We start from the raw sequence: 6,269 nt of genomic DNA on the forward strand, positions 1-6,269 counted from the left end.
CCTTTTTGATTTAACTTTTAAAAGACTTATGAATATCTCTCAGTAACTGATCTTTCTCTTGCCACACATCGCCAAGCCAGTGCTGAAATTGACGCTTGTACGGCTTGTCGTTGAAGTAATCACCCAGTACGCGTTCATCAACGGGTAAAACATTCACACGTACAACAATCTTCGTCATACGGCCCATCATCATATCTTTAAACGGCTTGTTGATGTTGTCTGGATAAGCCAATGTCACATCAATAATGTTGTCAAACTGGTCACCCATGGCCGCTAATGTGTAAGCAATACCGCCAGACTTTGGCTGCAGCAAATGTTGGAGACCCGCACGACTCTTGCTTAGCTTTTCTTCAGTGAAGCGCGTGCCTTCCACATAATTGACGACTGTGGTTGGCGTGTGTTTAAACTTTGCACAAGAACGGCGCGTAGTTTGCAAATCTTGACCGCGCTTATGTGGGTTGCGAAGCAAATATTCTCGAGAGTAACGACGCATAAATGGCATATCCAGAGCCCAGCAAGCTAAACCAATAAATGGCACATACAGTAACTGCTGTTTTAGGAAGAATTTTGGCATTGGAATACGATCTTTAAACACACAGCAAAGTACAACAATATCAGCCCAACTAAGGTGATTACTGATCAGCAGATACCAACCATCTTTCTTTAAGTTTTCACTGCATTGTACGTCCCACTCCACACTGTTGAATAGAGCAAGAATACCGCCATTGATTGTGGCCCAAACCCACATCATTTTGTTCGCAGCTTCGGTGCCTTTCGCTTTGAGCTTGGTGGTTGGGAGCAATAATTTGAAAAGCGCAATAAGACAAATCGCGGTAGAACAGACCGCAGAGTTTATAATCACAAAGGTAGCGTTAAAAATGAGTAACAAATATGTCAGCATGGCAATCAGCAACTATTCTTGTGTGCGTTACAAGCAGTACCTAAAATCAAACAGTACGTGAGTAATAAAACAGCGTGTTATTATACAAATCCGTTACCACATTGGAACATTTGTGGGAATGGTCAGCTTTGTTTCATTGTAAAACTAAACCAACGCTCAAATGCCCCTTGCATTCGACAAACAGGAGAAAGCGAATGAACCTCAGGCCTACCATACTGCCTTTGGCCTTTATCGTCAGTTCTGCACACGCTCAACTGGCAGAAACCGCAGGTTTTAACGGTGAAATTGCCTTGAACGCAGGCTTCATCTCATCAACGTCCAACTTCAACACAGACAACAACGCAGCCTTAGCATCGTTGGACCAACGCGCCAAGAGTGATGAATCTTTTATCTTTGCCCCCCTGGGCAATGCTGGGTACACCTTTGGAGAGCAACTTAATCATCAAGTATATGCAGGGACCACGCGTTCCGATATCGCGATCGGTACCCTCGCCTTTCAGCTCGGTTATAAATATCAACTGGCCTCTGGAACTGTGGTTGATTTTTCCTACCTACCAACCATCTTGAAAGGTGAAACATGGCAAGATCCCTACCTCACTGGACAATCAAGAACCACCACCGATGAAGGTGGTAATGCATTCCGCCTCCAAATCAACCGTTTTTTAAACAACAATTTCAATCTTGATTTGGCATACGCAGACAAAAAAGTGGACAAAGATACGGTAACAGACTCATCACTGTTGCGTGATGCAAAAATCTACCACATCAAAGGTGACTACCGTATCCCGCTTAACAGAACTTCGATGCTGCAACCCGCCTTTACCTACATTCATCATAATGCAGATGGTGATGCTGAGTCCTATAATGCTTTCGGTGTTGATCTAAGCTGGTTCAAATTGATTAAACGACACCGCATCGTGCTCACAGCAGGCTATGCTGCTAAAGATTTTGACGCAGCCAGCACAACCTTTGGTAAAACTCGCAATGATGGCACACTGAGTTTTTTCTCGGCATACGAGTATAAAAACGTATTTGATTGGCAAGACTGGTCGTTCATATCACTCGCAGGTTATAGCGATACCAATTCAAACATTACCTTCTTCGATGAAAAAGAATACCTGTTATCAGTCGGTTTAAACTACCGTTTTTAAGACGAAATCAGGGAGGGAGCGCTCTCCTCCCTCTTCATTCCAAAGTGCCCTGAATGTCACAATAAAAACAATTCATAGTTCAAACAATAGCCAAGCTTATTTTCATATGGATAATGTTAAACACTTTTACTATTTACGAGAGTGATTTGTGCACATAGACCCTAACTACGCTTCAGAGCAAAGCCTAATGAGTGTTCTTTCAAAGAACTTTCCCGGGTTTATCGCTGTTCGCAAGGAAAATGGCAAACATGTCGCAATCAATCAACGCTATCGCGCTTTCTTCGAAGAAGACATTCTTGGTGTCAGTTTAGACCGCATGATTGCCGACTGCCAAAACGATGATTTGTGTGACTTGCTGATGCAATGCAAACGCAACGATCAAGCATTACTCGACGGCAATGCCCCGATGCGTGTCGATATCGAGACCTTTCAGAATCATCATTTTGAGTCCATCCGCTATCTTACTGATGTGAGTGGTGTGCGTCATATCGTGCTCATGGCATGGGATATAACCGCTCGTATTGAGGAGCAAAACCGCCTCAAACAAAGTCTTCATTTCGATCACCTCACGGGTGCCATGAACAAAAAAGCCTTAATGTCTGCAGTACAAAAAGGCTGTGATTACTGCACTGTGGCGTACATCGATTTAGATAAGTTTAAGCAGGTCAATGACACCTATGGGCACGCCATCGGCGATAAGGTCCTCGTCGACTTTGCCACACTGGCCATGCAAAAGCTTGGTGAAACGGGCACTCTCTACCGCGTTGGTGGGGATGAATTTGTGGTCGTATTTGACTATCTGCATACCTCAGAGGCCAGAGAAAGCTTACTGCACATACGTCAAGCGGTCGAAAATGATATCCACCTCCATGGCATTTCGTTTAGCTTTGGCTTAATGGTCTGCAATGGCAATCTAGCACAGGGAATAGAGAAGGCCGACAAAGCACTCTATCAAGACAAGCACGCTCGCAAGCAAAGCTAAACGTTCGGGTTTAAACGGCTTGCGCGGTTAACTGTTTAAGTAACCTATCCATTGCTCGATACCCCAGAGCCTCCGCTAGATGGGTTCGATCAATATGAGCAGCACCATCGAGATCGGCAATAGTACGCGCAACTTTAATGATGCGGTGATAAGCACGAATCGATAGACCCAAACGATGCAGCGCATTTTCTAAAAACTCCGCATCACTCTTTTGCAGCGGACAGAAAGCGTCAATTTCACGACTGCCCAATAAGGCATTCACCTTACCACTACGAGCCAACATACAGTTACGCGCTTGATTCACCCGATCTTTAACGATGGCTGTTGGTTCTCCTCTATCCCCTCCTTCAGAAAGGGTTCCTTTGGGTAATGCCGGAATTTCTATCGACATGTCAAAGCGATCGAGAAGCGGTCCAGATAGGCGCCCAAGGTAGCGTAAAATCGCCTGAGGGTTCGTCCGAGCTTGGTTACCTTCATAATAACCGGTTGGACTGGGGTTGAGTGCGCCGACAATTTGGAACCGAGCAGGAAAACGCGTCTTACCTTGTGCCCGAGAGATAATAATTTCACCGGATTCCAAGGGCTCACGCAAAGAGTCGAGGACCTTACGATCAAACTCTGGCATCTCGTCCAAGAATAACAACCCGTTATGCGCCAAAGATATTTCGCCAGGTCTCGGCACAGAACCACCACCGACTAAAGCTGCCATCGAGCTCGAATGGTGCGGCGCACGAAACGGTCGAGTCTTCCAGTTATGTTCATTGATTTCACTTTGTGTCAGTGACGCCACAGAAGCCGTTTCCATCGCCTCTTCGTCACTCATCTCAGGTAATAAGTCACACAACCGAGAGGCCAACATGGTTTTACCTGTGCCGGGAGGGCCGAGAAAAAGGAGGTTGTGGTTACCCGCGGCGGCAATTTCGAGCGCACGTTTTCCTTGCTGCTGTCCAATAATATCCTGTAAGTCGCGTTGGTGCGTTTTGAGAACTTTTTGCTTAGGCGTTTGATACAAATTCAATTGCTGTTGACCGCAAAGCTCTGCACAAACTTCCAATAGTGATTGAGCTGATTTGTGCTGATCTTTGCCTACAAGCGCGGCCTGATCACCGTTATGGTGAGGCACCACTAAACGACGCTGTTTTTTACTCGCTGCCAGCGCTGCCGGTAATACACCTTTTACCGGCCTCAGCCCTCCGGAAAGGGCTAATTCTCCGACAAATTCGTAGTTCTTGAGCTTATCTGTCGCGATTTGCTCTGAAGCGGCCAAAATACCTAACGCGATGGGCAGATCGAAACGGCCGCCTTCTTTGGGTAAATCTGCGGGCGCCAAGTTGACCGTAATTCGTTTTGCTGGAAACTGAAAGTTAGAATTAACAATCGCACTTCGCACGCGATCTTTGGACTCTTTTACCGTGGTCTCAGGTAATCCCACCAAGGTAAAGCCCGGCATCCCATTACTGATGTGGACTTCCACGCTCACCGATGGCGCTTGTACCCCCACACTTGCTCGACTATAAATGATGGCCAACCCCATAATTCCCTCAGATTGTTGTACGTTATCTAACCAGATGTTTTTTATATGGATATGTTATATAGCCTGTAGAGATGGATACTAAATGTGAAAAAAGAATGACTTTTTGCTTGTCATGCAGCAGATTTGTGTGTTACCACTAGTGTCGAAAACATTTTCGTAGAACATTACATAACACTTATTAACGAAAACAGTAAGACAGACAGATGAACCTATTTGCTCATATCAACTCACTGCTAGCCCTGATTATCGTGGTCATTATTGACACCGCGCGGGGTATTGTGGGCGAAAGGTAACCACAAATTACAAAAAACCCCCGCACTGAAAAGTCCGGGGGTTTTTTTACAACTACAGGTTGTCATCTGTCTAATCCTCAGACAGCTCAACGGGAAGAATGGGAGTGCACATGAAGTGCGACACACATGGCGATAGCTACGAGCCACAACGTAGCAAAGGGGGTTTACGATGACAGGTGCACAACTCGTCGTAGCCGCTTTAAGACAGCAAGGCATTAAAACGGTATTTGGGTATCCTGGTGGAGCCATCATGCCTATCTATGATGCCCTGTATGACGGCGGTGTAGAACACATCTTATGCCGTCATGAACAAGGGGCTGCGATGGCCGCAATCGGAATGGCCCGTACGACACAAGATGTTGCCGTTTGTATGGCGACGTCCGGCCCTGGCGCCACCAACCTGGTTACCGGCCTTGCCGACGCCTTCCTTGATTCCGTTCCTCTAGTGGCCATCACAGGTCAGGTTGCTAGCTCTCATATCGGTACTGACGCTTTCCAAGAAATGGATGTGATTGGTATGTCTTTAGCCTGTACTAAACACAGCTACCTAGTGACCGAGATTGAAGATCTTGCCCCAACACTTGCCGAAGCATTCGAAGTAGCAAAAGCAGGCCGACCAGGTCCGGTGATTGTTGATATCGCCAAAGACGTGCAGCTTGCCCAAGCGCCAACTGAATTACTGCCTCCTTTTGTGCCACCAAGCACCCCAAAAATCGGCGATGCTGATATCCAACGTGCTCAACAAGTATTAGCCGCTTCAACTCGCCCCGTTTTGTACGTTGGTGGTGGTGTCCAGTTAGCAAAAGCGACAGATTCGGTACGTGAGTTCCTGCGTTTAAACCCCATGCCAGCAGTAAGCACCTTAAAAGGGTTGGGTACGATTGAACGCCATGACCCACACTACTTGGGTATGTTGGGCATGCACGGAACCAAAGCGGCCAATCTTGTGGTTCAAGAATGTGACCTTTTGATTGTGGTTGGGGCTCGTTTTGATGACCGAGTGACAGGCAAGCTGGATACGTTTGCGCCGCATGCCAAAGTCATTCATATCGATATCGATGCGGCTGAAATTCATAAACTTCGCCACGCGAACGCCCCACTTAGAGGCGAGATCAGCCAGATTCTTCCTCAATTAGAGCTGACTCAAGACATCACCCCATGGGTACATCACAGCGAAAGCCTACGTAGCGGATTCAAATGGCGTTACGACCACCCTGGCGAGTTGATCTATGCGCCGCTGTTACTTAAACAACTGTCTGACATGATGCCAGACAGCTCGATAGTATCGACCGACGTCGGACAGCACCAGATGTGGGCAGCACAACACATCCAACCGCGCGATCCGCAAAACTTCATTACCTCTGCTGGCCTTGGCACCATGGGCTTTGGTTTGCCTGCTGCCATGGGG

5 protein-coding genes are annotated in these 6,269 nt (G+C 46.9%); 3 read left to right on the forward strand and 2 right to left on the reverse strand.

From position 1 onward, the window contains the following. Window positions 1–10: 10 nt before the first annotated feature. Window positions 11–901, reverse strand: a complete 891-nt coding sequence (locus AND4_RS15720; protein ID WP_009843961.1) for an acyltransferase — start codon at window positions 899–901, stop codon at window positions 11–13. Window positions 902–1,095: 194 nt separating this feature from the next. Between AND4_RS15720 and AND4_RS15725 the strand changes: the two genes are divergently transcribed. Together AND4_RS15725 and AND4_RS15730 are read left to right on the forward strand one after the other, a co-directional pair. Further along, on the forward strand, window positions 1,096–2,052 hold the full coding sequence (locus AND4_RS15725; protein WP_009843962.1) for a DUF2860 domain-containing protein: 957 nt from the start codon (window positions 1,096–1,098) through the stop codon (window positions 2,050–2,052). A gap of 148 nt (window positions 2,053–2,200) precedes the next feature. After that, complete coding sequence (locus AND4_RS15730; protein ID WP_009843963.1) at window positions 2,201–3,034, forward strand: sensor domain-containing diguanylate cyclase; 834 nt, start codon at window positions 2,201–2,203, stop codon at window positions 3,032–3,034. A gap of 10 nt (window positions 3,035–3,044) precedes the next feature. Here AND4_RS15730 and AND4_RS15735 read toward each other — a convergent pair whose 3' ends face one another. Continuing rightward, window positions 3,045–4,568: a YifB family Mg chelatase-like AAA ATPase gene (locus tag AND4_RS15735; RefSeq protein ID WP_009843964.1), complete on the reverse strand. Its 1,524-nt coding sequence runs from the start codon at window positions 4,566–4,568 to the stop codon at window positions 3,045–3,047. A gap of 462 nt (window positions 4,569–5,030) precedes the next feature. Here AND4_RS15735 and AND4_RS15740 point away from each other — a divergent pair. After that, a partial coding sequence (locus AND4_RS15740; protein ID WP_009843965.1) for a thiamine pyrophosphate-binding protein occupies window positions 5,031–6,269 on the forward strand: 1,239 nt, incomplete at its 3' end.

Origin of the sequence: Vibrio sp. AND4, assembly GCF_000171815.1 — a bacterium.
Lineage (GTDB): Bacteria > Pseudomonadota > Gammaproteobacteria > Enterobacterales > Vibrionaceae > Vibrio.

Bases quoted from the DNA above. Each gene is read 5' to 3' on its own strand.
- AND4_RS15720 (WP_009843961.1), bottom strand. From the start codon at position 901: ATGCTGACATATTTGTTACTCATTTTTAACGCTACCTTTGTGATTATA.
- AND4_RS15725 (WP_009843962.1), top strand. From the start codon at position 1,096: ATGAACCTCAGGCCTACCATACTGCCTTTGGCCTTTATCGTCAGTTCT.
- AND4_RS15735 (WP_009843964.1), bottom strand. From the start codon at position 4,568: ATGGGGTTGGCCATCATTTATAGTCGAGCAAGTGTGGGGGTACAAGCG.